This is a genomic window from Marinobacter caseinilyticus, assembly GCF_011074955.1.
Taxonomy (GTDB): Bacteria; Pseudomonadota; Gammaproteobacteria; order Pseudomonadales; family Oleiphilaceae; genus Marinobacter; species Marinobacter caseinilyticus.
This window is the reverse complement of sequence record NZ_WUQJ01000006.1, coordinates 239,218-264,757: the sequence shown is the minus strand read 5'-3', so window position 1 is coordinate 264,757 and position 25,540 is coordinate 239,218. Positions and strand designations below refer to the sequence as shown.

Here is a 25,540-nt window from a genome sequence, read left to right as displayed (position 1 = left end):
GATGGTGGCTGACGCACCGGTTATTGCCGTAGATGGGCCTGGTGGATCGGGCAAGGGGACGATTACGCAGATGCTGGCGCGCAGATTGGGTTGGCATTTGTTGGACAGTGGCGCACTCTACCGTCTGACAGCCCTGGCTGCCGAACAACAGCGGGTCGCCTTTGACGACGAAGCCGGGTTGGTTCGGGTGGCCTCGAGCCTCGACGTGGCGTTCGAACCCACGCCGGCCGGTGAGCCGGTGAAGGTCCTTTTGAATGGTAAAGATGTGACTGCCGCCATTCGCACCGAAACCTGTGGTGATAATGCCTCCAAAATTGCCGTTATTCAGCCCGTCCGAGACGCTTTGTTGCAGCGTCAGAGAGATTTTCAGCAGTCTCCGGGGCTGGTGGCCGATGGCCGTGATATGGGGACGGTGGTTTTCCCCAATGCCCCAGTGAAAGTGTTTTTGACGGCGAGTGTTGAAGAACGTGCGCAGAGACGTTATCGCCAGTTGAAGGACGCAGGTGTCAGTGTTAACATTGACGCCCTTTTAGAAGAGATCAGGGCGCGTGATGAGCGGGATACAAACCGTTCAGCCGCCCCGCTTAAGCCTGCAGAAGATGCGCAAGTCATTGACTCGACAGGATTAAGCATAGAAGAGGTGTTGGACAGGGTAATGGCCTTAGCGGGCCAGGCCTGACCACACCTTTTTGTTGTTGGAAACCGGGTATTGCGTTAACAGCCAGCCCTGGCCGTATCCGGATCACGATTCACAGACCGTGTCGCTGGCAGCACGGAGTAAACTTGCGTTGATCATAGGACACATAATGAGCGAGAGCTTTGCGGATCTATTTGAAGAAAGCCTAAAAGAAATTGACATGCAACCGGGTTCCATCGTCCAGGGAACCGTGGTTGATATCGACAGTGATTGGGTGACGGTTAACGCCGGCCTCAAGTCCGAAGGTGTTATTCCAGCCTCACAGTTCCTTAATGATAAGGGTGAGATGGAAGTACAGATCGGTGACACTGTGGATGTGGCTCTCGATGCGGTCGAAGACGGTTTCGGTGAAACCCGCCTGTCACGTGAAAAAGCCAAGCGTGCAGAAGCGTGGAAGGTTCTCGAAAAGTCCTTCGAAGCAGAAGAAGTCGTCAAAGGTGTGATCAACGGCAAGGTCAAAGGTGGCTTCACGGTCGATCTGGCCGGTATCCGTGCGTTCCTGCCAGGCTCACTGGTGGACGTTCGTCCGGTTCGCGACACTGCGCACCTGGAAAACAAAGAACTTGAGTTCAAGGTCATCAAGCTGGACCAGAAGCGCAACAACGTCGTGGTTTCACGTCGTGCGGTTCTGGAAGCTGAGAACAGTGCTGAGCGTGATGCACTGCTTGAGACCCTGACTGAAGGTATGGAAATCAAGGGTATCGTCAAGAACCTGACCGACTACGGCGCATTCGTGGATCTGGGCGGTGTTGACGGTCTGTTGCACATCACTGATATGGCTTGGAAGCGCATCAAGCATCCGAGCGAAATTGTGAACGTCGGCGACGAGATCAGCGTTAAGGTCCTTAAGTTCGACCGCGAGCGTAATCGTGTGTCTCTGGGTCTGAAGCAGCTGGGTGAAGATCCATGGGTTGATATCAAGGGACGTTATCCCGAGAACGCCAGGGTAACTGCTCGTGTTACCAACCTGACAGACTACGGCTGTTTTGCCGAGCTGGAAGAGGGTGTTGAAGGTCTTGTCCACGTCTCCGAAATGGATTGGACCAACAAGAACATCCACCCGTCCAAAGTGGTTCAGGTCGGTGATGAAGTTGGCGTCATGATCCTGGATATCGACGAAGAGCGTCGTCGTATCTCCCTGGGTATCAAACAGTGCGTTTCCAATCCATGGGAAGATTTCTCCAGCAACTTCAACAAGGGCGATCGTATTTCCGGCAAGATCAAGTCGATTACCGATTTCGGTATCTTCATTGGTCTGGATGGCGGCATCGACGGCCTGGTGCACTTGTCTGACATCAGCTGGAACGAAACCGGAGAAGAAGCGGTTCGTGAATACAAGAAGGGTGACGAGGTTGAAACCGTTATCCTGTCTGTTGATCCTGAGCGTGAGCGTATCTCCCTGGGCATCAAGCAGCTTGAAAGCGATCCGTTCGCCGAGTTTGTTCAGTTAAACGACAAGGGCTCCATCGTTAAAGGTACTGTTTCCGCCATCGACGCCAAGGCAGCAACCATTGCCCTGAATGACGAAGTTGAAGCCGTACTGAAAGCCTCTGAAATCAGTCGTGACCGTGTTGAAGACGCGCGCAACGTTCTGAACGAAGGCGACGAAGTTGAAGCGAAGATCATCAGCATTGATCGCAAGAACCGTGTGATCAACCTGTCTGTTAAGTCCAAAGATGTTGAGGACGACAAGCAGGCGCTGCAAAGTGTTCGCGAGAAAACTGCAGAAAGCTCAGGCGCCACCACTATCGGTGATCTGATCAAAGAGCAAATGCAGCAGCAAAACGCTAACAAGGATTAAAATTTCCGGTTAGTTATAAAAAAACGGGCTGTAACAGCCCGTTTTTTTTGTGTTTTTTTGGGGTTTAGCTAAACTACGTTCTAGGCGGTGGCATCAGCTTCGCAATAAGAACGAAAAAGGGATGAGCCTCATGACAAAGTCCGAACTGGTCGAATTGATTGCATCGAAACAGACTCAGTTGTCTGTCAAAGATGTCGAACTGGCCGTAAAAACCATTATTGAACACATGTCCCAATCGCTGGCGGAAGGTCAGCGCATTGAGATTCGCGGGTTTGGCAGTTTTTCGCTTCATCATCGTGCGGCCCGCACAGGACGCAATCCGAAAACCGGAGAGGCCGTCAAGTTGCCCGCAAAATTTGTACCTCACTTCAAGCCGGGCAAAGAGTTGCGCGAGCAGGTTAATGACAGTATGAAAAAAGGATATTGAGCACTTTTTTCAATTGATAAGCTGTTGCACAATGATGACTTAACACCATTATCAATTGCCGGATGATTCAGGGAGCGTATTGGCTTATGGCCGGGTTACAGAAAATACTGATCATTCTATTGGTGTTGTTTTTGGTGCTGCTGGCATTGGTGTTTTCGCTGAATAACCAAATGGCAGTGTCTTTGAACTTTCTCCTGTTCGAAACTGCTCCTCATGGTGTCGCCATCTGGATCATAATGTCGTTTGTTATCGGTGCACTGATAGGTGTATTGCTGACGATGCTGGCCACGATTCGGACCTCCGTATCCCGGCGACAGTTACAAAAGCGTTTGACTCGAGCTGAGCAAGCGTTGGAGACGACCAGGAATCCCACCGACCGGACCACCTGATGGATATTGTTTTTCAGTGGCTGCTGTTAACGGTAGCGGTAGCTGCTGGCTGGTTCGCTGGTCGTGCCGGGCGTTCTGCGGGTGGCTCGGCTTCGGTCATATCAGATGAGGCTTCGGTCAAAGACAGGCTTCAGTTCCTGTTCACCAATTATTCTGACCAAGCGGTTGAGAATTTCGTCCAGTCACTGGCTGTCAGTCGAGACACCGTCAGTCTGCATCTTTCAATCGGTGCGCATTTTCGCCTGAAAGGTGAGTCGGACCGTGCCATTGTAATCCATCAGAATCTTTTGGCTCGCCCCGAATTACCCTCTCGCTTTTCCCCCCAAGTGACGTTTGAGCTGGCACTGGATTATCTGGCTGCCGGCTTGTTGGATCGGGCCGAAGCATTGTTCCATGAGTTGATGGGTGACCGCGACTATGGGCGTAAGGCTTCCGCCCAATTGATAGAGCTGTATCAGCAAGAAAAAGAATGGGAGAAGGCGGGGCAGGTGGCTGTCACCTTGATGACAGCCGCGTTGGACCCGGTGCTCAATAAGCAGTTGGCGTACATCACCTGTGAATTGGCCGAAGTGGCGATGCGTAATGATGATCGCTGGTCCGCTCAGAAATTAGCGAGGGAAGCGCTGGGGCACGATCGTTCCTGCATCCGGGCGACTTTCATTCTGGTCAGTCTTCAGAGGCTCCACGGCAACTATCGGGAGGCGGCGGCGACCTTATTGAAAGTCTTTGACCAGAACTCGGATTTTGGTTCGGAGGCGGTTGACCGCTTGATGAAGCTGGAAAAGGAGCATGGAGATGTTGCCCGTCTCGAGAGGAAGCTGAAAAAGTTGTATCAGGTTTGGCCCAGCACGAGTCTGCTTCTGGCTCTGGTGGAATCCACGGAGCGCTCATCAGGACGCCTGGCGGCGATAGAGCTGCTGCGCGCGGAGCTGGAAATACGCCCCAGCGTAAGAGGGTTGCTGCGGCTGGTCGAGATGGCGGGCTATGAAAAAGGCATGACGACGGACGAGGGCAGACTGGTGAGTCGTATTGGCCACTTGTTGTTGGTGAATCGCCCCGTCTACCGCTGTGTCAACTGCGGTTTTTCCGGGCGGCAGCTTCATTGGTTGTGCCCCAGCTGTAAACACTGGGAGACGGTTCGTCCGATCCAGGGCGTGGAAGCGGAATAGGTGGTGGTCACGCCCCGTCAGCAATTAGGCAGGCAGACTTCAACCGTCAGTGTAAACGTGAATTAACAGAACGCTCAGGAATGTAACCGTGCAAAACCCGATTGACCCAAAAATCATTATTGCCCTGGATTTTCCCTCAGACGAGGCAGCGCTGGCGCTGGTTGACCAACTAGATCCCAGCCTGTGTCGCCTTAAAGTAGGCAAGGAACTATTTACCCGCTGCGGTCCGGGTTTGGTGGGGGCATTGCACCAGCGGGGGTTTGAAGTGTTTCTCGATCTCAAATTCCACGATATTCCCAATACCACGTCTGCCGCCGTGGCGGTGGCCGCCGATCTTGGGGTCTGGATGGTCAATGTTCATGCCTCGGGTGGTGAGCGCATGATGGTAGCCTGTCGAGAGCGATTGGCAACCTACGGGGAAGGTCGCCCACTGTTGATCGCCGTGACGGTCCTGACCAGTATGAGCGCGACTGATTTGGCCGGCATTGGCATTCAAGACAGCCCCGAGCAGCAGGTGTCGAGGCTGGCGACCTTGACGCGCAACTGTGGTTTGGACGGCGTCGTTTGCTCCGCGCAGGAGGCGTCATTACTGAAGCGTGAGCAAGGCGTGGATTTCCGGTTGGTGACACCCGGCATACGACCCCTGACGGCCGCCAGGGGCGACCAGCAACGGGTCATGACGCCGTCAGAGGCCATTCACGCTGGCAGTGACTACCTGGTGATCGGAAGACCCATCACTCTGGCGGCGGACCCGCTGGCAGCGCTAATGGCGATAGACGACGAACTGCGTGCGAGCTGAGATAGCCTGAGTACATCATGGTGACTGGCCCGGCGTGTGGGGGCTTCGGTGGGCGTCTCCAGAGGTTTCAGTTGCGAACGGGCAGATGATCATAGTGATTCAGACATCAATCCCGCCACGGTCCTTCAGGTGCGGCTTTGGCCACGATCGAGGTACCGGTTGATCGCAGCATGTTTCGGCGAAAGCTACGGCGTTGGCGTCGGGCAGGCATAAAAAAACCGCTGACTCCGGAAAGGAGTAGCGGTTTTTTTTGAATAGTGGCTCCCCGAGCTGGGCTCGAACCAGCGACAAACGGATTAACAGTCCGTTGCTCTACCAACTGAGCTATCGGGGAACGTCGTCGGTCTTAACGAGGCGCGTATGTTACGGTGGCCACCGCGCCTCGTCAACCCTGAATCGGGGATTAACCCAAGACTTTTTGAAGTCGGCTGATGGCGTCTCTGAGAACATCCATGCTAGTGGCGAAACTCAATCGCATGTATCCGGGCGCGCCGAATGCGGATCCTGGCACCAGCGCAACGCCAGCATCTTTAAGCAGCATTTCTGCCATCTCCACGTCGTCGTTGATGCCCGCCTGTGCTTCGATTGCCCCCTGGAAACTGGGGAAAGCGTAAAACGTGCCATCTCCCTCCAGGCATTCAACTCCGGGTAGCGCATTGAGTGCCTCAACCAGGTAGTCATGGCGTTCCTTAAAGGCCTTGACCATGGGGGCAATGCAGTCCTGAGAGCCTTCCAGTGCGGCCTGCGCGGCCGCCTGTGAGATTGATGCCGGGTTGGACGTGCTCTGGGACTGAATCTTCTTCATGGCGCCAATGACTTTAGTGGGGCCGGCGGCATAACCGATACGCCAGCCTGTCATTGAGTAGGCCTTGGATACGCCGTTGAGCACGAAGGTACGATCGTACAGTTCAGGGTTGGCGGTCAGGATGTTGTTGAAGGGCTCGCCGGTCCACAAAATGGGCTCGTACATGTCGTCCGTGGCAATCATGATTCCCGGATGGCGCTTCAGCACCTCACCAATGGCTTTGAGCTCGTCCAGGGTGTAAGCCATGCCACTGGGGTTGGAGGGACTGTTGATGACAAACAGCTTGGTGCGGTCGGTGATCGCACTCTCCAACTGATCGGGTGTGATCTTGAAGCGGCTGTCGGCAGACGTCTTGATAACCACTGGCTTGCCTTCGGCGACCAGCACCATGTCGGGGTATGAGACCCAGTAGGGCGCAGGAATAATGACTTCGTCACCGGCATCCAGGGTCGCCAGCGCGAGGTTGAAAAAGCTTTGTTTGCCACCGCTGGACACCAGGATCTGCGACGGCTCATAGTCCAGACCGTTGTCCCGTTTGAATTTGGCAATGATTGCTTTTTTCAGACCGGGGGTGCCATCAACTGCCGTATACTTGGTCTGGCCTGCTTTGATTGCCGCAATAGCCGCTTCCTTGATGTGATCCGGGGTATCAAAATCAGGCTCGCCTGCACCAAGGCCGACGATATCCTGTCCGGCGGCACGAAGTTCTGCCGCTTTGTTGGTAATAGCAAGGGTGGGAGAGGGCTTGATTGCCTGTACACGGCTGGAAAGTTGAAGGTCCAAACTTGCGCTCCTTAAAGATGCGTCTGAAGTAGGCTCCGGTGCTGTCGGCAATCCCGCTGTGAGGGGGTCCGATGGCCACCGTTAAACGTACAGATGGTACCATGAAGCTAGTATAAGGATAAGGTTACGCTCCCGGGAGTGTTATTATTCCGCCACCTTTTTTGTTGCTCTCATTGTCTCGGAGGACGTCACGTCACTATGTTCAAAGTTGATTCGCCTTTCCAGCCAGCAGGCGACCAGCCCAAGGCAATTGCGAGCCTGGTGGACGGGATTCAGTCGGGCCTGGCGCACCAGACCTTGCTGGGTGTTACCGGTTCTGGCAAAACGTTCACCATCGCAAACGTGATCGAAGAGATTCAGCGTCCCACCATTGTCATGGCCCACAACAAGACTCTGGCGGCCCAGCTTTACGGCGAGTTCAAAGAATTCTTTCCAGATAACGCGGTAGAATATTTTGTCTCTTACTACGATTACTACCAGCCCGAAGCTTATGTTCCGTCTTCCGATACGTTTATCGAAAAAGACGCATCGATTAACGAGCACATTGAGCAAATGCGTTTGTCCGCGACCAAGGCGCTGCTGGAACGGCCCGACGCCATCATTGTCGCCACGGTGTCTTCCATCTACGGTTTGGGTGACCCAAAATCCTATCTGAAAATGATGTTGCATCTGGATCGTGGCGATAAGATCGACCAGCGTTACATCCTGCGGCGCCTGGCGGAATTGCAATACACCCGCAATGACATCGAGTTCCACCGCGCTAATTACCGGGTACGCGGGGACGTCATCGACGTATTTCCGGCAGAATCCGAGAAGGAAGCTATCCGCATCGAGTTATTCGACGACGAAGTGGAAAATCTCAGCTTCTTCGATCCGCTCACCGGCGAGGTATTCCGGCGTGTTCCCCGGGTCACAATTTACCCTAAGTCTCACTACGTGACGCCGCGCGAAAAAGTGCTCGACGCCATTGAGCACATCAAGGTGGAACTGGAAGAGCGGCTGACGTTGCTGCGAGACAATAATCGTCTGGTGGAGGCCCAGCGTCTCGAAGAGCGCACCCGCTACGACATCGAAATGATGCTTGAGCTGGGTTACTGCAACGGCATTGAAAACTATTCCCGCTATCTGTTCGGTCGTCAGCCTGGCGAAGCCCCGCCCACCCTGTTTGATTACCTGCCACCGAATGCGTTGCTGGTGGTGGATGAATCCCACGTGACCGTGTCGCAGATCGGTGCCATGTACAAGGGAGACCGATCCCGCAAGGAAACGTTGGTGGAGTATGGTTTCCGATTGCCCTCGGCGCTCGATAACCGTCCCATGCGATTCGATGAGTGGGAACGGATTGCGCCGCAAATGATTTTCGTCTCGGCCACGCCCGGCAACTACGAAGCCGAACATGCCGGGCAAGTTGTGGAGCAAGTGGTGCGTCCGACCGGCCTTATCGATCCTGAAATCGAGGTGAGGCCGGCCTCGACCCAGGTGGATGACCTGATATCGGAGATTCGCAAACGGGTCGAGCTAAACGAGAGAGTCCTGGTCACCACGCTGACCAAGCGTATGTCCGAGGATCTGACGGACTTCCTGATGGAGCACGACGTTCGTGTGCGTTATCTGCATTCGGATATTGATACCGTGGAGCGGGTCGAGATCATAAGAGATTTGCGTCGTGGTGAGTTCGATGTGCTGGTGGGCATCAACCTGTTGCGGGAAGGCCTGGATATGCCGGAAGTCTCCCTCGTCTGCATTCTGGATGCGGATAAGGAAGGCTTTCTGCGTTCCGAACGTTCACTGATACAGACCATGGGCCGCGCCGCCCGAAACCTCAATGGCAAAGCCATTCTTTATGGTGACCGGATTACCGGTTCGATGCAGCGCGCCATGGATGAAACCGAGCGTCGTCGGGCCAAACAAGTGGCTCATAACCTGGAGCATGGCATTACCCCGGTTGGCCTGACCAAAAAAGTGGCGGATGTGATGGAAGGCGCTTCCGGGGGTGGTTCAGGCCGTCGTCGTGCAGAGCGGCCGGGGCAGAAAGCCGCAGAAGAGGCTGAGCAGTACCGCCTGCGAGCGGCTGGGCGCTCACCGGAGCAAATACTGAAAGACATCGCCAAACTTGAAGACGACATGTACAAGGCCGCCTCGGACCTCGATTTTGAAACCGCCGCCCGGCTGAGAGATGATATAGCGGCTTTGAAGGAGACCGCCATTCGTATGGGGTAAGCCGGTTAGGTTTTACGTTTTGGGCCCACAATCACCGCGGCCTGCAGCGGCTGGTTTTTGCCATAGCGAGACATCTGGTCAAATACCTTGCGGTCGACCGGAAGGTGCTGTTTATCGGCGACGGTTTCACCGGCCTCGGCATCGATTTCCGGGTCGTGGAGGTACACAAACTGGTTGTCGATGGCGCAAACTGTGACCCAGTGGGGGACACGGCTGCGATTAAGCTGCCAGGTACTGATCAGAATGATCGGCACCTGGCCGGCTTTCAGCGATTGCTCGAGGTTCTCCAGGGTCAAAGGGTCATGGTGGAGTTCAATGCCTGTTTTCCCCAGGTCGTGCATAAAGCCTTCATGCACCAGTTCGAGTACCCGCTTTTTGTTGTCGTTTCTGACCGTGTCCTTGAACAGCGCACCCTCCTTGCTGACATAAGCGGTGGCTTCAAAGCCCCGATTCCAGGCCGCCAGAGCCAGCCCGTGGGGGCCACACCCGCCGTGACCGGCAAGCATGAAAATGGTGGTGGCCTCGCGCCATATCCGCAGCTCTTCCAGGGTGGTTAAGGACAGATCGTCATCCTGTGCGGCCATGGCCATAATCAGTGCCGCCGGTCCGCAAGAAAAATCAGTAGTCTGAGGGTAGTAGGGCACCGCACGGAATTGCTTTGAGGGTTCGTAGAACAGAATGCGCCGTTCAAAACGCAGCGCAGTGCCATGGTCCTCGTAATAGTCCCGATAGCAGCCAAACTGGCGGTAGCCGAGCCGGCGATAGAGTGCAATTGCGCTGGTGTTGTCTTCCCGGACCTCCAGCCGCATGATGATGCGGTCCGCCTCGACGGCATACTGCTCCGCTTGCCGAATCAGCTGCTCGCCCAGGCCACGCCCCCGTGTTTCTGGAGAAACCGCAATGGAATAAATGCGCGCCAGCCGGGTGGTGGCATGCATCAGGACAAGGCAATAACCCAGCAGGACACCCTCTTTGAGTGCCACCACGACACGGTCGCGGGGCATTTCAACAAACCGGCGAAAACTTCGGCGGGATATCCGGTCATCGACAAAGCACTGGTTTTCGAGCGCAACCAGTGCGTTGATGTCGTCACTCTCGGCCAATCGAAAACAAAATTCAGCCATACGGTTTAATGCTCGGGAGAAGGTTGGAGGCAGGCCATAGTATGAGAGACTACTGACCCGGTGAACAGCGGGAAATCATGCGTAAAATCACGCATTTCCGGATGATTGTGCAAAAGCTTCGGTGGGGGTATTGTCGGCTTCTCGGTGGACTCGCGATGGTGCGATGTGCAACCGTTGGCATTGACCTCAAGGAGGATTGCCCCGCATGTCACGATTACTGATCGTTGTCGATCGCGCCAAAGACTGGGCGCCGTATTACCCCAGCGAAGATGTTCTAACCTTTGACCAGTATCTTCAGTTTACCGCCCCGGCCTCCAGTCGTGTAAGGGTCATCAATCTTTGTCAAAGTGCCCGCTACCTGAGCCGCGGCTATTACTGCTCGCTGTTGGCGGAAGCGCGCGGGCACCATGTGGTGCCGTCGGTCATCACGCTCAATGACCTGAGTCGTAAGGGATTGTTTTCATTAGAGCTGGAGGAATTGGATGCCAGCGTATTGCAGTGGCTGGAAGCGTCCGGTGCGGCCGTAAAACCCGGTGATGATGATCGCGATGCGACGCATCAGGTGCGGATTCGCACCTATTTTGGCCAGGCTGAACACGATGACTTAAAGCCGGTGGCACGCGCGTTGTTTGAGCGTTTTCCCTGCCCGATACTGGAAATCGTTTTCAAGAAGCGTAAGGGTTGGCAAATTGAGTCGATGAAGCCGGCCTCGCCTGCGGATCTGCATGGCAAAGAACAGGATGTGTTTGCTGCCGCACTGGACAAATTCAGCAGCATTGTCTGGCGCAAACCCCGCTCCCGTCGTCGTTATCGTTTCGACCTTGCCATGCTGGTGAACCCTGACGAGCAATTGCCTCCCAGTGACAATGAGGCGCTGGCTTGCTTTGAAAAAGCCGGCAAGAAGCTGGGTATTAATGTTGAAACGATCACCAAACGGGATTATCTGAGGCTGCCGGAATACGACGGCTTGTTCATTCGAGAAACCACCGCCATTGACCATCATACTTACCGGTTTGCCCGTAAGGCAGAAGCCCAGGGGCTGGTGGTAATCGATGACCCGGTCTCCATTCTTCGGTGCACCAACAAGGTGTATCTGGCGGATTTGTTGAAAAACAACAAAGTGCCGACACCCAAAACGCTGATTCTGTCGAAGGATCAGAAAGGTTCGGTGGAGCAGGCGATAATGCACCTTGGTTTTCCGATGGTGGTCAAGATACCGGATGGTGCCTTTTCGAGGGGCGTTATGCGGGCTGAGGATGAAAAGGGCCTGAAAGAGGCGCTGAAAATTCTGTTCAAGCAGTCGGCGCTGGTGCTGGCTCAGGAATATTTTTATACCGAATACGACTGGCGAATCGGCGTACTCGGCGGGCGCGCCATTTTTGCGTGCAAGTATTTCATGGTGAAAGGGCACTGGCAGATATACCAGCACGGTGGTAACCAGCAGGTGGATAGCGGCGATTTTGATACCATGCCAACTTATGAAGTGCCGCGCAATGTGATTCAGGCGGCGCTGAATGCGACGCGGCTGATTGGTAACGGCCTTTACGGTGTGGATATCAAGCAGGCCGGCAACCGGGTGGCCGTCATCGAGGTGAACGACAATCCGAACGTGGACGCAGGCGTGGAGGATCGCTTTCTTGGTGGTGAGCTTTACACACTTATCATGCAGGAGTTCCTGTCACGCATGGAAGCCAAACGGAGTCGTTAAAGCGGGCTTACCGGCGATGGGGGGAGGTGCGGCCAGGCCTTCCCGGAGGGGATCGGACGCTTACTCCTCGCCGGGAAACCAGATACGGAGGCTGCCAAACCAGGGCAAGGCCTCGAGCTGACGGGTCAGGTGTTGCTTGGAAAAGGCCGGGTCGTCTCGGTACGCCTTGTCCAGAAACAGTTCGAGGTGAATATGATTGCCAAGGTAATGCAACCGTAGGTGGCACTTATCTGGAAACTCGCCGACGCACTGGGCCAATGTCTCGCGGACTTCCCGACGGCTGGGCAGACGGACGGTGGTTGGTAGGCCTTCCTCGTCATTTTCCGCGTCAATGTGGAAATTAATGTTCTTCAGGTTCTCGAATGCTGTGCGCATGCCTTGAACCACTTGCATGCCTATTTGGTGGCCCTCTGACACGCTGATCTCGGGCTTCACCTGCAGATGCACATCCAGCATGATGTCGTGGCCCATGCGCCGGCTGCGAAGTTCATGGACATTTCGCACGCCTTCCGTGGCCATGGCAATTCTGGTGAGCTCCCGGGTATCCTCTTCGGGCAGGGCGGTATCCACCAGCTCCCTGACGCTGTCCCAGGTAAAGCGCCAGCCCACCCGGGCAATAATGATGGCAATCACCACAGCAGCAATAATATCCAGCCACACGTACCCCAGCATCGCGCCGATCGTTGAGAACACCACCACCACCGAGGACATCGCATCGGTGCGGCTGTGCCAGGCATTGGCAATGATCAGGTCTGAGCGTATGGCCATGCCAACGCGTCGCGTATACCGATAAATCCATTCTTTGCCAGCCACTGATACCAGTGCGGCAATCAGTACCGGCCACTCGGGAAGCTGATTGGCGGCGGGTGCCAGCAAGCGCAAAACGTTATCCCACGCCAACGCGGCGCCGACGGCGATCAGAATGCTGCCCAACAGCATTGTACCGAGCGTTTCAATGCGTTGGTGGCCATAGGGGTGCGATTGGTCGGGCGCCTGCCTGGAGGCCTTCATAACGGCCAGAACCACAAGGTCTGATGCAACATCGGTGAATGAGTGAATGCCATCAACGATCAGTGCCTGGGAGTGGAACAGTACCCCGCCCACGCATTTGATCCCGCCCAGTGCGGCATCAAGCACCATTCCAATGATGGTTACGCTGGTGGCCGCTTTCAGCTCTGTGGCATGAGAAGTGTCGGCGTGATTTTGAACAGATGTCGTTTGGCTCAAGGCAAATTTCCTGAATACAGATTCAGCGGATAATATCAACTCATTCTAGTGGTACGTTCATTCATCTTATGCACACATTCAGAGCATTTAATAAAAATGATTAACGCTTGCTTTTTTCGAGAATGACGAGAATGTGGCTTTATATTCTTCAGGTTTTCAATTAGTTATAAACTGGTTAAAAATTGATCAATTTGTAGGTGGGCTTGTTTCCCAAGGGTTAGCAAAATGTAATCGGGCATTTTCAACAGAGTTATCCACAGAATCCGTGGAAAAGGTCACAAGACCTTAACGGGACAGTCATTTACCCGTCATCGACTGGGGGTAAGAGCGTCTGTGGACAACTTTCTATATACTGCGTTTCCAGCCATTGTGATCAGAAATCACAGCCTAATCATAGCAAGGAGTTGTGAAATGTACGGCCTTATCAGAAATCTGCTGTTCAGGCTTCCGCCCGAGCAGGCGCATGCCGTCGCATTGACGAGCCTGGATGTGGCCGAAAAACTGGGGCTGTCAGGTTTGCTGTCATCCCCTGTAACCGCAACGCCGGTGAACGTTATGGGGCTTACTTTCCCCAATGCCGTGGGTTTGGCGGCGGGACTGGATAAAGATGGCGATCATGTGGACGCGCTTGGCGCCTTGGGATTTGGTTTTATTGAGATCGGCACCGTCACACCGTTACCTCAGCCGGGTAACCCCAAGCCTCGGATGTTTCGTTTGCCCGAGCATCAGGCGATTATCAATCGTATGGGCTTCAATAATAAGGGCCTGGATCACCTGCTCAACCGCGTTGATCGCATGCGTTACCGTGGCATTCTCGGCATTAATGTGGGCAAGAATGCGCTCACGCCGGTGGAAAATGCGGAATCGGATTACCGTAAGGGGATTGCCGCCGTCTACAGTCGGGCGGACTACATCACCGTGAATGTGTCCTCACCCAATACTCCGGGGCTGCGAGATCTTCAGTTCGGCGACTCCCTGGTGCGATTGCTCGAGGCCATTAAAGACGAGCAGCTCTCACAACAGTCCACTCAAGGCGTCTACGTCCCCATTGCCGTCAAGATAGCGCCGGATATGGATGACGAGGGCATTCGGTTTGTCGCACGGGTTTTAACAGATACCGGTATGGATGGAGTGATTGCAACGAATACGACGGTGTCCCGAGAGGCGGTGGCCAATCACCCGCTGGCGTCGGAGTCAGGTGGGCTCAGCGGCTTGCCGGTTCGGCAACCCTCGGTTCGGGTCATACAGGCGTTAAGCGCTGAGCTAGGCTCCCGGATACCGATCATTGGTGTCGGCGGGATAATGGATGGTGCCAGCGCGGTGGAAAAAATCGAGGCGGGCGCCAAGCTGGTTCAAATATACACCGGGTTCATCTACCGGGGCCCTGGGCTTATTCGCGAGGCGATTACGGCAATTGAGCAGCTTAAGCTCAACAGCTAAAGGCAAGCGAAAGGGCTGGCGGTAGGTCTTGACCGTTCAAATGAGGAAGTGAAAAAAGAATGGGCCCGCTAAGCGGGCCCGTGCGGGGAATAAACCCCGTGGCGCATCATCGCATGGTACGAGTCGTGAGGACTCGTTTGGTTGCTTTGTTGCTGCTTCCAGTTGGGGAACTTAGAGAAACTTTATTCTGTTTCCCGCCCAGGTGCTGGCGATTGCTTCGGGCACCTCTTGCTTATGGTTGGTAACGATTATGCCGTTACATCCGCCAGTCTATGAATTCCTGAAACGCCGGTCATGCCGTCCCAGTTATCTGTGCGGCCTTCACGCCACCCATTCAACCATTCTTGTCTGACTTCCACTTGGTCCAGTGGGCAGCTGTCTTTTGATTTTCCGGACACGCCGGCCAAATATCCTCGCTTGAATGCGCGAGCGTACATATCTCTTTTCTGTCTCTTCATGCCGTTCCTCACATCATGGATTTAACAGAACAAGCGTGTACACACTTGCCTTGACCAGATATGACTCGCGTAACCCCTCCAGGGCCTACGCAACTGTTGCCAATCATAGTCATGGCAATTCAGGATCCTAGTATGGGAAACGAAGGTTTCCCTAATTCGACGCGTCACCTACAAGGTAAGACGAAAAGTCGTTCCCTGTACACTATTTATTTCATATAGATGACCCACTGCTTATGTTTGTGTGAAATAACACCGGGTCGGTTATCATAGTAATCCAGTCGTAATGCACCTTTAGCGCAACCTCCGGGTTGCAGGAGTCAGTCTTGCCGATGTTGATGTTTTTTGTAACTTGCCCCAAAGGCCTCGAATACCTGTTGGCAGATGAGCTTCAGAGCTTTGGGTTTGAGCCCGTTCGCAATGCACCGGCGGGCGTTTGGGTGCAAGGGACGCTAGAGGCAGGGTATCGGGCTTGCCTGTGGTCACGACTGGCTAACCGGGTGATTCTGCACTTGGCGGAAGTCAGCGCGATCAGCGGCGACGAATTGTACGAAGGCGTGAGGGCCATTGCCTGGGAAAATCACCTACCGGTCGATGGCCGGTTCAAAGTTGCCTTTGTGGGCCAGAATGATGCGATACGCAACACTCAATACGGCGCCCAGAGGGTCAAAGACGGTGTCGTGGACAATCTCCGCACCGACAGCGGCGAGCGACCGTCAATTGATACCGTCGCGCCGGACCTGATTGTATCGGCACGATTGCACCGTGGCCTGCTGCAGGTTGGGATCGATTTGAGCGGTGAGAGTCTGCACAAGCGTGGCTACCGGACGGAAAAGGGTGTCGCGCCGTTGAAGGAAAATCTGGCAGCGGCTTTGCTGTTGCGTTCTGGCTGGCCCGAGTTGTCGGCTGCCGGGGGTGGCTTTGTCGATCCGATGTGTGGCTCGGGAACACTGGCCATTGAGGCTGCCTTGATGGCAATGGACCATGCCCCAGGATTACTGCGAGCGCAATTTGGCTTTACTCACTGGCTGGGGCACCAGGCCGAGCTCTGGGACAGGCTGGTTGGGGAGGCCAAAGCGAGGGCGGAGCAGGGGCGCTCAGTCAACACCCAGCCAATGGTGGGTTTCGATCAGGACGCGGCTGTGGTCGCTACTGGCCTGCGAAACGTCGAACGCGCAGGATTAAAAGGCGTTGTGCGCCTGGAATGCCGCGCCCTGGGTGCATTCGCGCGTGATGCACAGTGGCCGGATACCGGGTTGGTGCTGACCAATCCGCCCTACGGCGAACGCTTGAGCGAACGTAATGCGCTGAGCGGGCTTTATCAGTCATTGGGTGAAGCGGTCAAGCAGGCTCTGCCGGGCTGGCGACTTGGTGTCTTTACCGGGGCGCCGGAAGTTGGCCATGCCATTGGTTTACGGAGTTATAAACAGTACAAGTTGTTCAATGGCAAACTGCCGGCGCAGTTGTTGTTGTTTGAGATCAGCAAAGACAATGAAACCATCGCCCGGGAGCGCACCGCCACGGGCGAACTGTTTCCCAAAATCAGTCACCCTGAGCGAGCCGAGATGCTACGCAACCGGCTCCGTAAAAACCGGAAGGCGATGGGGCAGTGGGTGCGCAAACAGGGCATTGAATGTTATCGGCTATACGATGCGGACATGCCTGAGTTTGCCCTGGCCATTGACGTCTATGGCGAGCGGCTCCATGTTCAGGAATATGCCCCGCCCAAGTCGGTCGATGCCCGGCTGGCGAGAGAACGGCTGGCAGAAGCCCTGGCGGTGATTCCGGACGCCCTGGAGATTGACCCGTCTTTGATGGTGTGCAAGCAGCGTCAGCGTCAGACCGGCATTAACCAGTATGAGAAACAGGCGGCGACCAGCGAGTTTTTCACCGTTCATGAGCATGGCTGTGCATTGAAGGTAAATCTCAAAGATTATCTCGATACCGGGTTGTTTCTCGACCACCGCCCCGTCCGGCATTGGATTCAGCAGCATGCTGACGGCAAGCGGTTTCTGAACCTGTTTTGTTATACCGGAGCGGCCACGGTGCATGCAGCCGTCGGCGGCGCAGTAAGCTCGCTCAGCCTTGATATGTCCAATACTTATGTGAACTGGGCGCGTGACAATCTGGAGCTGAATCGCGTGCCAGCCTCTCAGCATGTTGTGAAAAAGGCGGATTGCCTGGACTGGCTGGCCGCAAAACCGAATGCGGGCGACCTGTACGATCTGATATTTATGGATCCGCCGACATTCTCCAATTCCGCAAAAATGGACGGCGTGCTGGACATACAGCGCGATCATGCCCTGCTCATCAGTCAGGCCATGGCTCGTTTAGCGCCAGACGGACTGCTGATATTTTCCAATAACTTCAGACGCTTCAAGCTGGCGAACTCAGTCGAGGCCCAATATCGGGTGGACGAGGTCAGTAAGGACACAATCGATAAGGACTTCCTGAGAAACGCGCGGATTCACCGATGCTGGCACATTCGGCACGGACGCTGATTGCGCCCGACGGTGCGGGCAGCGCAAGTTGCCCTGACCCAATCCGTGCCGGGACGGGATCAGAATTCGTAACGCAAGCCGCTGGAAAACTGATAGCCCGCGACGTCGGTTTCGGTATCTTTGAATAAGCGCCCGCCTTCAAACACCAGATAAGTGTTATCAAGCACCTCAAAATCCAGCCCGGCCAGCCAGCTGACGCTGAACGAGCTTTCCGGAAAATCCCCCTGAAGGGCCCGGAATTTGTTATTGCGGGCCTCGTCGGGTGACGTCAGCTCGGCGCTGCCCTTGATGTGCGAGAACCCGAACTGGGCGTATACATTGGCGTAATCGGTGAGCGGGTAGTGGATACCCATGTACCAGCTGAGGTAGTAGTCGACAGTCAGCGTCAGGTCGTTGCGTACTTTGGCGTCAGTAAAGCCCCCGCCGGCGCGAACTTCGGCATGAAACAGCTCCGATATGTGACCACCAACCACCAGGGTGGCGGTGGAGAGCCGGGCGCTGTCCTTAACGATGGCGCTAATGAAATCTTCGCCATCCAGGTTCTTTGAGACAATCGCGGATTCCAGGCTGCGCACTTGCAGCACACCGGCCACCAGTCCCACGTAGTGCATATCTTCCCGGAAGGTGGTCGGCTGGTGTTCAGGGGCTTGCTGGGCCATGGCCGGTGAGGTGCCAAAAATCGCCGAAACAAGCGCGGCGGAACAGAGTCGCTTCAATACCTTGGACATTGTGGTTGTGGTTCCCAGCTGTCGACGGACCATCCCGCGTGTTAGGTGCGGGTAAATTCAGCCGAATTCTGCCCTTTGTTACCGATTGTTGCGTCGACCTGGGTCACAAATCATCGGGTTGCTCATCAGGTTGCTCATCGGGTTGATCAACGGTCTCGATCAATCCTTCCTGTTCGGCAAGCATCAGCAGTGCATATACCCCGTTTTCCGGCAGTTGAGGGTCGAGACCATGTTGAAACATAATGCTGCGCCGCCAGTCATCAATGGCAGAGCGGTCCAGTGTGGTGATCAGCTCTTCCACGGGGGCCAGTTCGAAGGGGGCGTCCATGTTGACTGCGTCAAAAATCAGATCGACCAGGGACTCATCCGGATCCAGCCCGTCGACATAGATGGTTTGGTCCGGCAGATCCTCGTGCAGTACCTGGGCAAGCTCAATCAGTGGTACACCCTGTTCCCGGAGGTAGCGCACATCAATGTCTGGTGGGTCGCCGTCATCCGGCAGCCAACTTTCATCTGGCTCAATAACCACGGTTTTCATGCGGCCATCGGCGAGCGACCAGGCGATGGCAACCGGGAAGAAACAATCGTCGGACTGGCAGTACTCGATGTCCATAAAACGGGGGGCGGATGTGGTGAGGGGCAAGGCTGGCTCCTAAGATGGTCTATCTGCGTAGATGGTCGATGCCGTTCCATCTCTGGCGGCTTATCTAAACTGTGGCATCATGCCATACTGTTAACCATATTATCAGCCCAGTAAGGACACCATGGAACACGTGCAATTCACCCAGGATTTGCTTGATTTTCTGACCCACTCGCCAACGCCTTGGCATGCCGTCCGGCAGATGACAAAACGGCTGGATGACGCCGGATTCACTGCCTTGGATGAGCGCGATGAATGGCAACTTAAAAAAGGCCGGCGCTATTACGTGGTTCGTAATGGCTCGTCTCTGGTCGCTTTTCAGGCTGGCCAGGGGGACCCGCTCGAGTCCGGTATTCGCATGGTCGGTGCCCACACCGACAGCCCATGCCTGAAGATCAAACCCAACCCCGAGATTCGGCGTAAAGGCTTTTTCCAGCTCGGCGTTGAGGTCTACGGGGGCGCCTTGCTCAACCCTTGGTTTGATCGGGATTTGTCCCTGGCGGGCCGTGTGAGCTATCTGGACAGGCAGGGTCAGGTCCGCGATACGCTGGTGGATTTTCACAAGCCCGTGGCCTTCATTCCCAGCCTGGCCATTCATCTGGACCGGGAGGCCAACAGCAACCGCTCGGTGAATGCCCAGACCGACCTGCCACCGGTATTGATGCAGGCACCTGAAGAGGATCCGATCAGCTTTGCCGAACTGCTCGGCAAGCAGATTGCCGCTGACCAGGGCATCGAGGTAACCAAGGTATTGGGCTACGAGCTCAGCCTTTACGACACGCAGCCACCTGGTCTGGTTGGCTTAAATGATGAATTTATTGCAGCGGCGAGACTGGATAACCTGCTTAGCTGTCACATTGGCCTGCAGGCGCTGATTGACACCTCGAATGACCAGCCTGCACTGCTGGTCTGCAACGACCATGAAGAAGTCGGCAGCATGTCGGCCGAGGGGGCTCAAGGGCCCTTTTTATCATCTGTTCTGGATCGTTGGTGCGGTGCTGAGCACCGGGGGCGTATTATTGCCCGCTCCATGATGGTATCGGCGGACAATGCCCACGGTGTGCATCCCAACTTTATCGACAAGCACGATGAAAACCACGGCCCACTGCTGAATCAGGGTCCGGTGATTAAGGTGAACCATAACCAGCGGTATGCCACCAACAGTCGCTCAGCGTCTTTGTACCGTTACATCAGCGACGAACTGGGGCTGCCCAGTCAGACCTTTGTGGTCCGCAGTGACATGGGGTGTGGCAGCACCATTGGGCCATTAACGGCTGGAAATCTGGGCGTGACCACGCTGGACATCGGCGTGCCTCAGTTCGGGATGCACTCCATTCGGGAGATGGTCGGGGTGGAAGATGGCTTTACGTTGTATCAGGTTTTAAAAGCGTTTATGCAACGCCCGGAGGTCAACTAAGTTGGCCATAAAAAAAGCCGCTGATGGCAGCGGCTTTTTAGAATTAGTGGCTCCCCGAGCTGGGCTCGAACCAGCGACAAACGGATTAACAGTCCGTTGCTCTACCAACTGAGCTATCGGGGAACAGCGTCATGGAGGCGCGCATATTAAGGGCTTTAATGGCGTCGGTCAAGGCCCTGAATTAAATGATTAAAGGTAGACCAGTTAGATGAATCGGGTTCGATCTGCACGTGGCAATAGAGCAGGGAGCTGGGCGACATGAGTGGATACGCGTCTGAGCCTCATCCCATCCCAGTCGGTATCGGCGACCGTGTCAAGCATTACCGGCCACCTCGCTGGCTGCGCAATGGCCATGTCCAGTCTGTGTGGCCGACTTTGTTTCGTCGCGTCAATCTGGCGGAGCCTGAGCAGGAAATTGTACGCACTGCCGATGACGATGAGCTTTATCTGGACTGGTACCGGCAAGGCAATAATCGTCTGGCGATCATCTGCCATGGCCTTGAGGGCAACAGCCGCCGGCCCTATGTGCGAGGTCTGGCGCGCGCACTACTGCGCACCGGCTGGGACGTGCTGGCGTGGAATTTCCGTTCCTGTGGCGGGGTTATGAACCAGCAGCCGCGCTTTTACCACAGCGGTGCGACGGGAGACCTCGACCGGGTGATCGGACACGCGCTCAAACAGGATTACCGAGCACTGACGTTGTCCGGGTTTAGCATGGGGGGGAATCTGAGTTTGTTGTACCTGGGGCAAAAATCATCCAGCCTGGATTCCCGTATCCGGGGCGCAGTGACGTTTTCGGTGCCTTGTGATCTTGCCGGCAGCGCCGGCATGTTGGCATTGCCCAGCCGCCGTATCTATATGCAGCGATTTCTGAAAGACCTGTACCCCAAAATGGCCGAAAAGGCCCTGCGATTTCCGGATTTGATAGATGTCAGCGGTTTTGACTCCATCCATAATTTTCACGATTTCGACGATCGTTACACGGCGCCCCTGCACGGTTTCAGGGATGCACAGGATTACTGGGCCCAGTGTTCGGCGCTTGGCCACCTCAAGGATGTTCAAGTACCAGCGCTGATCGTCAATGCGCTCGACGATCCGTTTCTGTCCAGAGCATGCTACCCGGAAGACCGCGACATTCTGGGTCACTACGTCACGCTGGAATCGCCAAAGTGGGGAGGGCACGTAGGGTTTGTTGAACATGCCCGTGATGGGTATTACTGGTCGGAGCGCCGGGCAGTGGCATTCATGGATTCTGTCATGAGATAACAGCCCACGCCCTGGTTTACGGGCTGCCAGACCTGGCGCCATCATTCCGCATGAATCATGGTTTTCAGTGTGGGCCAGACGTTATCGAGCAGAATCGGCTGGGCGTCCTGGTTGGGGTGAATGCCGTCACTCTGGATCATGGTCTCGCCATTGAACAGCCCGTCGAGAAAAAACGGTACCAGGGCAGTGGCGTTGGCCTTCGCCAGCGTGGGATAAATCGCCGCAAAAGCCTCGGTGTATCTGGGGCCGTAATTGGGCGGCAGCTGCATGCCCAGCAACAGGACTTTCGCGCCTGCCTCTTGTGACTGGTCGATCATGGCGTTCAGATTGTTCTCGATTACGCCGGGTTGAAACCCCCTGAGTCCGTCGTTGCCGCCCAATTCAATAACAACGATGTCGGGGGTGTACCGGGCCAGTAACTCCGGTAAGCGGCGTAGGCCACCGTCGGTTGTTTCACCACTGATGCTGGCATTGATGACGGTCCAGTTGGCCAGTCCTTCGCTTCGCAGCCGGTTCCTGAGCAACTGAACCCAGCCCTGTTCGGTGGCCACTCCGTAGGCGGCACTCAAACTGTCGCCCACGATCATGACTGTGCCAGAACTGGCGAAGGCCTGCGATGTAAAGATAATGCAAAGCAGGAAAAGTATTGATCTCAGTTGTAATAATGCCGTATGGATAATCATCTAATGTTTCATCGCTTCGCGGGAGAATCTGTGATTGATCAATCGAATAGGGTGCCTGACGGCCCCATTATGCTGAAAGCAACAGACTTGGGTCATCAGGTAGACCTGGATAACGATACGTTGACGATCTTGCAAGGGGCCAATCTTGAAATCAAGCGCGGCGAATCGGTTGCGATCGTCGGCCGGTCCGGGTCGGGTAAAACTACCTTGCTGGGTCTGCTGGCGGGTCTTGATACGCCTTCCCACGGCACCGTTGAGCTTGATGGCGCCCAGATCAGCGCATTGAGTGAAGACGAACGGGCGCAACTCAGGGCCCAGCGTGTCGGTTTTGTTTTTCAGTCATTCCAATTATTACCGGCGTTGACCGCATTGGAAAATGTCATGTTACCGCTGGAATTGGGCGGGCATGAGGCACCGGAGACCAAGGCCCGGGAATTATTGACCCGGGTCGGGCTGGGCGAACGGTTGACGCACACACCGCGGCAGTTGTCGGGTGGAGAGCAACAGCGAGTGGCCATTGCCCGGGCGTTTGCGGCCGACCCGATTGTCCTGTTTGCCGACGAACCCACCGGCAATCTGGACAATCATACAGGCCAGGCCATTTCCGACCTGCTGATGGCGCTGAATCGGGAACAGGGCACGACGTTGGTGATGGTAACCCACGACGAACATTTGGCGGCACGTTGTGGCCGACAATTGAACATTGAAGCGGGGGAGTTGTCTGAGCCCGATGGGGTATCCGCTCCGACGCCGTTAAAGGAGTCGTCCGTCTGATGGGAGCTGCAAAAAAATTGTCGTCAGTACGCCGTGATTGGCGCGAGCGCGACGTTCGAGTCGTGCTGGCGGCCTTGATTGTCGCCGTCGCGACGGTGGCAACGATTGCCTTGTTCGCCAATCAATTGCAACGAACCCTGGTGTCCTCGGCCAGTGCATTTCTGGCTGCAGACCGTCAGCTGGAGGCGGAGAATGGCCGGCCAGTGCCCGCCGAGTGGGGGCTGGAAGCAGAGCGCCGGGGGCTGAAAACGGCCGCGATGGTGAAGTTTTCAACCATGGTGTTTGGCGGCGACAATTTCCAACTGGTGTCTGTCAAAGCGGTCAGCGACGCTTACCCACTGAGAGGCCAAGTAGAATTTCAGGCAACACCCGAGTCGGCACGGGTAACGATATCCTCCGGACCAAAGCGGGGTGACGTTTGGATCAACCCTCGCCTGCTTCGGTTGCTGGGTATTGATATCGGGCAAACTCTGGACGTGGGCGAACTGACGCTGACGGTGTCGGGGTTATTAATCCGGGAACCAGATGGTGGTTTCAGCATGTCCGCGCTGGCGCCGAAAATCATGATGCACTCAGACGATGTATCGGCGACCGGCGTCATCCGGGAAGGCAGTCGAGTTGAATACGTGAGCTTGTTTGCCGGCGAAGAAGCCGCACTCGAAGGCTACTACAGCTGGCTTGAACCCCAACTCGAACCCAGTCATGAATGGGAAAGTATTCGCGATGGCGAAGCGCTGTCGGAGTCCCTGCGCAAGGCGGAGCGGTTCCTGTTACTGGGGGGCAGCCTGGCCGTATTGCTGGCCGCGGTAGCGGTCGCTGTGGCGAGCCGGCAGTATGCCATGAACCAGCGCGATACGGTTGCACTGCTGAAAACCCTTGGCTTGAGCGGCCACCGTATCGGTCGGCTGTATCTGGGGCGTCTGGCGTTGTGGGGCATCGTTGGCATTGTGGGCGGTTTGCTGGTGGCACTGCCGATTGTCTGGCTGCTGAACAGTTTGGTCGGTGAAATGCTGGATCGGCCCGTGGCGTTTCATCTGAACGCACTGGCTTTGACGCCGGCCTTGCTAACGGCCGTAGTGTCCCTGTTCGCGTTTGCCTACCCACCGATTCGGCGGCTGAGGCATGTACCGGCCATGCGGGTGCTTCGAAGCCAGCCCGGAGAGTCGGGTCAGCAGGGCTGGCTCGATGTCGCTATTGCGGTGGCCGCCGTCTTCGGCCTGGTGTGGTTATACGCCCGAGAAGTGTCTCTGGTACTCGCGTTATTGGGTGGTTTGGTGGCATTGCTGGGGGTGCTCGCCATCGTTGGCTGGTTCATGGTGGTTGGGCTGCGACGCATATCCGGCGGTGGCAATGCCTGGCGACTGGCGCTGGTGGCGTTGTATCGACACCGACGTGCCAGCCTGTCGCAAATTGCGGTGTTCTCCATGACGTTGATGCTGGCCTGCACACTGATACTGGTGCGGTCTTCTTTGCTGGACGACTGGCAAGCCCAACTACCGGAAGATACGCCCAACCATTTCCTGATTAATATCGCGCCCGACGCGGTGGACGACGTGGAAGCGTTTCTGACCCAGCGATCTTTGCCACTCGATACGCTGTACCCGATGGTCCGTGGCCGGCTGACCGAACTTAACGGTCAACCGGTGCGTGAGGCCGTCAGCAAAGATCGCAAGGTCAACGCGCTGAACCGCGAACTGAACCTGACCTGGATGGATCGGCTGCCGGACGATAACCGGATTATTGCGGGTAAATGGTTTGCACCCGGCATGACGAAAGGCGTGTCGATTGAAGCCGAGCTGGCGGACAAGTTGGGCGTAACGGTCGGTGACACCCTGGGCTTTACCATAGGCTCGGAGACCGTGTCCGAGGCCGTCACCAGCATTCGGACTGTACAATGGGACAGTATGAAACCCAATTTTTATATGGCATTTCCACCCGGCGGTGCTCTCGAATCACTGCCGGCAACCTGGATCACCAGCTTCTACCTCCCGCAGGAGCAGAAAACAGCACTCAATACATTCTCGAGGCAATTTCCAACCATTTCGGTGCTGGAGGTGGACCATATCATTGAGCGTATCCAGGGCATTGTCCGCCAGGTTACGCAGGCGATCGAAGCCATTCTGATGATGATTCTGGCGGCGGCACTGGTGGTCATGGCGGCGGTGGTCAGCGCTACGTTGCAGGATCGCCAGCGGGAGGGCGCATTGTTGAGGACACTCGGCGGGCGTCAGTCACTGCTGGTGCGCAGCACAATGGTGGAGTTTGCGTTACTCGGATTCTTTGCCGGCCTGTTGGGTGTTATGGCGGCAGAGGCCGCCGTGTGGGCCTTGCAGTACCGGATGTTTGGTGGTGATTTCCGCTGGCACTGGCTGGTTGTTATTCCGATTCCGCTGATCAGTGCGCTCGTCCTGTCGATCTTCGGCCGCGTGCAGTTACGCCCTGTGTTGACGGTGTCGCCCATGTTGCTGTTGCGACGCCTGGAGTGAG

The 25,540-nt window shown here is 55.7% G+C and carries 21 protein-coding genes and 2 tRNA genes; 14 read left to right on the top strand and 9 right to left on the bottom strand.

What is annotated here, in order from left to right; genetic code table 11:
• Position 1 precedes the first annotated feature (1 nt).
• From cmk to pyrF, 6 genes are all read left to right on the top strand, one after another.
• Positions 2–679, top strand: a complete 678-nt coding sequence (cmk, locus tag GRX64_RS03455; protein ID WP_166263786.1) for a (d)CMP kinase — start codon at positions 2–4, stop codon at positions 677–679.
• A 127-nt stretch (positions 680–806) separates the two neighbouring features.
• Positions 807–2,498, top strand: a complete 1,692-nt coding sequence (rpsA, locus tag GRX64_RS03450; protein WP_166263785.1) for a 30S ribosomal protein S1 — start codon at positions 807–809, stop codon at positions 2,496–2,498.
• Between the two features lie 130 nt (positions 2,499–2,628).
• Positions 2,629–2,925 (top strand): integration host factor subunit beta, encoded by a 297-nt coding sequence (locus GRX64_RS03445; RefSeq protein WP_166263784.1) that lies wholly within the window; start codon positions 2,629–2,631, stop codon positions 2,923–2,925.
• An 86-nt stretch (positions 2,926–3,011) separates the two neighbouring features.
• A complete protein-coding gene (locus tag GRX64_RS03440) occupies positions 3,012–3,314 on the top strand; it encodes a LapA family protein (protein ID WP_166263783.1) in 303 nt (100 codons plus the stop codon).
• Positions 3,314–4,483 carry a lipopolysaccharide assembly protein LapB gene (gene lapB / locus GRX64_RS03435; protein WP_166263782.1) on the top strand — a complete coding sequence of 390 codons (1,170 nt, stop codon included), beginning with the start codon at positions 3,314–3,316 and terminating at the stop codon, positions 4,481–4,483. Before GRX64_RS03440 ends, lapB begins: the two co-directional genes overlap by 1 nt.
• Positions 4,484–4,571: 88 nt before the next feature.
• A complete protein-coding gene (gene pyrF / locus GRX64_RS03430) occupies positions 4,572–5,282 on the top strand; it encodes an orotidine-5'-phosphate decarboxylase (protein ID WP_166263781.1) in 711 nt (236 codons plus the stop codon).
• A gap of 258 nt (positions 5,283–5,540) precedes the next feature.
• Here the strand turns inward: pyrF and GRX64_RS03425 are convergent.
• A tRNA-Asn gene (locus GRX64_RS03425) sits at positions 5,541–5,616 on the bottom strand.
• Between the two features lie 69 nt (positions 5,617–5,685).
• On the bottom strand, positions 5,686–6,870 hold the full coding sequence (locus tag GRX64_RS03420) for a pyridoxal phosphate-dependent aminotransferase (RefSeq protein WP_166263780.1): 1,185 nt from the start codon (positions 6,868–6,870) through the stop codon (positions 5,686–5,688).
• A 198-nt stretch (positions 6,871–7,068) separates the two neighbouring features.
• Here GRX64_RS03420 and uvrB point away from each other — a divergent pair, with 198 nt between their 5' ends.
• On the top strand, positions 7,069–9,090 hold the full coding sequence (gene uvrB / locus GRX64_RS03415; RefSeq protein WP_166263779.1) for an excinuclease ABC subunit UvrB: 2,022 nt from the start codon (positions 7,069–7,071) through the stop codon (positions 9,088–9,090).
• Positions 9,091–9,095: 5 nt separating this feature from the next.
• On the opposite strand, the gene rimI is transcribed toward uvrB, so the two are convergent.
• Positions 9,096–10,214 (bottom strand): ribosomal protein S18-alanine N-acetyltransferase, encoded by a 1,119-nt coding sequence (gene rimI, locus GRX64_RS03410; RefSeq protein WP_166263778.1) that lies wholly within the window; start codon positions 10,212–10,214, stop codon positions 9,096–9,098.
• A gap of 205 nt (positions 10,215–10,419) precedes the next feature.
• On the opposite strand from rimI, the gene GRX64_RS03405 reads away from it, so the two are divergent.
• Positions 10,420–11,922 carry a RimK family protein gene (locus tag GRX64_RS03405; RefSeq protein WP_166263777.1) on the top strand — a complete coding sequence of 501 codons (1,503 nt, stop codon included), beginning with the start codon at positions 10,420–10,422 and terminating at the stop codon, positions 11,920–11,922.
• Positions 11,923–11,982: 60 nt separating this feature from the next.
• On the opposite strand, the gene GRX64_RS03400 is transcribed toward GRX64_RS03405, so the two are convergent.
• Positions 11,983–13,149: a cation diffusion facilitator family transporter gene (locus GRX64_RS03400; protein WP_282433923.1), complete on the bottom strand. Its 1,167-nt coding sequence runs from the start codon at positions 13,147–13,149 to the stop codon at positions 11,983–11,985.
• Positions 13,150–13,560: 411 nt separating this feature from the next.
• Between GRX64_RS03400 and GRX64_RS03395 the strand changes: the two genes are divergently transcribed.
• Complete coding sequence (locus tag GRX64_RS03395) at positions 13,561–14,589, top strand: quinone-dependent dihydroorotate dehydrogenase (protein ID WP_166263776.1); 1,029 nt, start codon at positions 13,561–13,563, stop codon at positions 14,587–14,589.
• Between the two features lie 248 nt (positions 14,590–14,837).
• Here GRX64_RS03395 and rmf read toward each other — a convergent pair whose 3' ends face one another.
• The gene (rmf, locus tag GRX64_RS03390; RefSeq protein WP_166263775.1) at positions 14,838–15,047 is read right to left on the bottom strand and encodes a ribosome modulation factor; all 210 of its coding nucleotides are present in this window, start codon (positions 15,045–15,047) and stop codon (positions 14,838–14,840) included.
• Between the two features lie 329 nt (positions 15,048–15,376).
• Between rmf and rlmKL the strand changes: the two genes are divergently transcribed.
• Positions 15,377–17,545, top strand: a complete 2,169-nt coding sequence (rlmKL, locus tag GRX64_RS03385; RefSeq protein ID WP_235937499.1) for a bifunctional 23S rRNA (guanine(2069)-N(7))-methyltransferase RlmK/23S rRNA (guanine(2445)-N(2))-methyltransferase RlmL — start codon at positions 15,377–15,379, stop codon at positions 17,543–17,545.
• Between the two features lie 59 nt (positions 17,546–17,604).
• On the opposite strand, the gene GRX64_RS03380 is transcribed toward rlmKL, so the two are convergent.
• Both GRX64_RS03380 and GRX64_RS03375 read right to left on the bottom strand, forming a co-directional pair.
• Positions 17,605–18,273: an outer membrane beta-barrel protein gene (locus tag GRX64_RS03380; protein ID WP_166263773.1), complete on the bottom strand. Its 669-nt coding sequence runs from the start codon at positions 18,271–18,273 to the stop codon at positions 17,605–17,607.
• Positions 18,274–18,376: 103 nt separating this feature from the next.
• A complete protein-coding gene (locus GRX64_RS03375; protein WP_166263821.1) occupies positions 18,377–18,886 on the bottom strand; it encodes a hypothetical protein in 510 nt (169 codons plus the stop codon).
• Positions 18,887–19,037: 151 nt separating this feature from the next.
• Here GRX64_RS03375 and GRX64_RS03370 point away from each other — a divergent pair, with 151 nt between their 5' ends.
• Entirely contained in the window at positions 19,038–20,330 is a 1,293-nt protein-coding gene (locus GRX64_RS03370; protein ID WP_166263772.1) for a M18 family aminopeptidase, read from the top strand.
• Positions 20,331–20,377: 47 nt separating this feature from the next.
• Here GRX64_RS03370 and GRX64_RS03365 read toward each other — a convergent pair.
• A tRNA-Asn gene (locus tag GRX64_RS03365) sits at positions 20,378–20,453 on the bottom strand.
• 135 nt (positions 20,454–20,588) lie between these two features.
• Between GRX64_RS03365 and GRX64_RS03360 the strand changes: the two genes are divergently transcribed.
• Positions 20,589–21,596 carry a YheT family hydrolase gene (locus tag GRX64_RS03360; RefSeq protein ID WP_166263771.1) on the top strand — a complete coding sequence of 336 codons (1,008 nt, stop codon included), beginning with the start codon at positions 20,589–20,591 and terminating at the stop codon, positions 21,594–21,596.
• Between the two features lie 41 nt (positions 21,597–21,637).
• Here the strand turns inward: GRX64_RS03360 and GRX64_RS03355 are convergent, their stop codons facing one another.
• Positions 21,638–22,279 (bottom strand): arylesterase, encoded by a 642-nt coding sequence (locus GRX64_RS03355; RefSeq protein ID WP_166263770.1) that lies wholly within the window; start codon positions 22,277–22,279, stop codon positions 21,638–21,640.
• A gap of 69 nt (positions 22,280–22,348) precedes the next feature.
• Between GRX64_RS03355 and GRX64_RS03350 the strand changes: the two genes are divergently transcribed.
• Positions 22,349–23,053, top strand: coding sequence for an ABC transporter ATP-binding protein (locus GRX64_RS03350; RefSeq protein WP_166263820.1), 705 nt, complete (start codon positions 22,349–22,351; stop codon positions 23,051–23,053).
• Positions 23,053–25,539: an ABC transporter permease gene (locus GRX64_RS03345; protein WP_166263769.1), complete on the top strand. Its 2,487-nt coding sequence runs from the start codon at positions 23,053–23,055 to the stop codon at positions 25,537–25,539. Before GRX64_RS03350 ends, GRX64_RS03345 begins: the two co-directional genes overlap by 1 nt.
• Position 25,540: the final 1 nt, after the last annotated feature.

Excerpts from the sequence above, each read along its gene's own strand:
- cmk (WP_166263786.1), top strand. The coding sequence starts at position 2 with ATGGTGGCTGACGCACCGGTTATTGCCGTAGATGGGCCTGGTGGATCG.
- rpsA (WP_166263785.1), top strand. The coding sequence starts at position 807 with ATGAGCGAGAGCTTTGCGGATCTATTTGAAGAAAGCCTAAAAGAAATT.
- GRX64_RS03445 (WP_166263784.1), top strand. The coding sequence starts at position 2,629 with ATGACAAAGTCCGAACTGGTCGAATTGATTGCATCGAAACAGACTCAG.
- GRX64_RS03440 (WP_166263783.1), top strand. The coding sequence starts at position 3,012 with ATGGCCGGGTTACAGAAAATACTGATCATTCTATTGGTGTTGTTTTTG.
- lapB (WP_166263782.1), top strand. The coding sequence starts at position 3,314 with ATGGATATTGTTTTTCAGTGGCTGCTGTTAACGGTAGCGGTAGCTGCT.
- uvrB (WP_166263779.1), top strand. The coding sequence starts at position 7,069 with ATGTTCAAAGTTGATTCGCCTTTCCAGCCAGCAGGCGACCAGCCCAAG.
- rimI (WP_166263778.1), bottom strand. The coding sequence starts at position 10,214 with ATGGCTGAATTTTGTTTTCGATTGGCCGAGAGTGACGACATCAACGCA.
- GRX64_RS03405 (WP_166263777.1), top strand. The coding sequence starts at position 10,420 with ATGTCACGATTACTGATCGTTGTCGATCGCGCCAAAGACTGGGCGCCG.
- GRX64_RS03395 (WP_166263776.1), top strand. The coding sequence starts at position 13,561 with ATGTACGGCCTTATCAGAAATCTGCTGTTCAGGCTTCCGCCCGAGCAG.
- rmf (WP_166263775.1), bottom strand. The coding sequence starts at position 15,047 with ATGAAGAGACAGAAAAGAGATATGTACGCTCGCGCATTCAAGCGAGGA.
- rlmKL (WP_235937499.1), top strand. The coding sequence starts at position 15,377 with ATGTTGATGTTTTTTGTAACTTGCCCCAAAGGCCTCGAATACCTGTTG.
- GRX64_RS03380 (WP_166263773.1), bottom strand. The coding sequence starts at position 18,273 with ATGTCCAAGGTATTGAAGCGACTCTGTTCCGCCGCGCTTGTTTCGGCG.
- GRX64_RS03375 (WP_166263821.1), bottom strand. The coding sequence starts at position 18,886 with ATGGACATCGAGTACTGCCAGTCCGACGATTGTTTCTTCCCGGTTGCC.
- GRX64_RS03370 (WP_166263772.1), top strand. The coding sequence starts at position 19,038 with ATGGAACACGTGCAATTCACCCAGGATTTGCTTGATTTTCTGACCCAC.
- GRX64_RS03360 (WP_166263771.1), top strand. The coding sequence starts at position 20,589 with ATGAGTGGATACGCGTCTGAGCCTCATCCCATCCCAGTCGGTATCGGC.
- GRX64_RS03355 (WP_166263770.1), bottom strand. The coding sequence starts at position 22,279 with ATGATTATCCATACGGCATTATTACAACTGAGATCAATACTTTTCCTG.
- GRX64_RS03350 (WP_166263820.1), top strand. The coding sequence starts at position 22,349 with ATGCTGAAAGCAACAGACTTGGGTCATCAGGTAGACCTGGATAACGAT.
- GRX64_RS03345 (WP_166263769.1), top strand. The coding sequence starts at position 23,053 with ATGGGAGCTGCAAAAAAATTGTCGTCAGTACGCCGTGATTGGCGCGAG.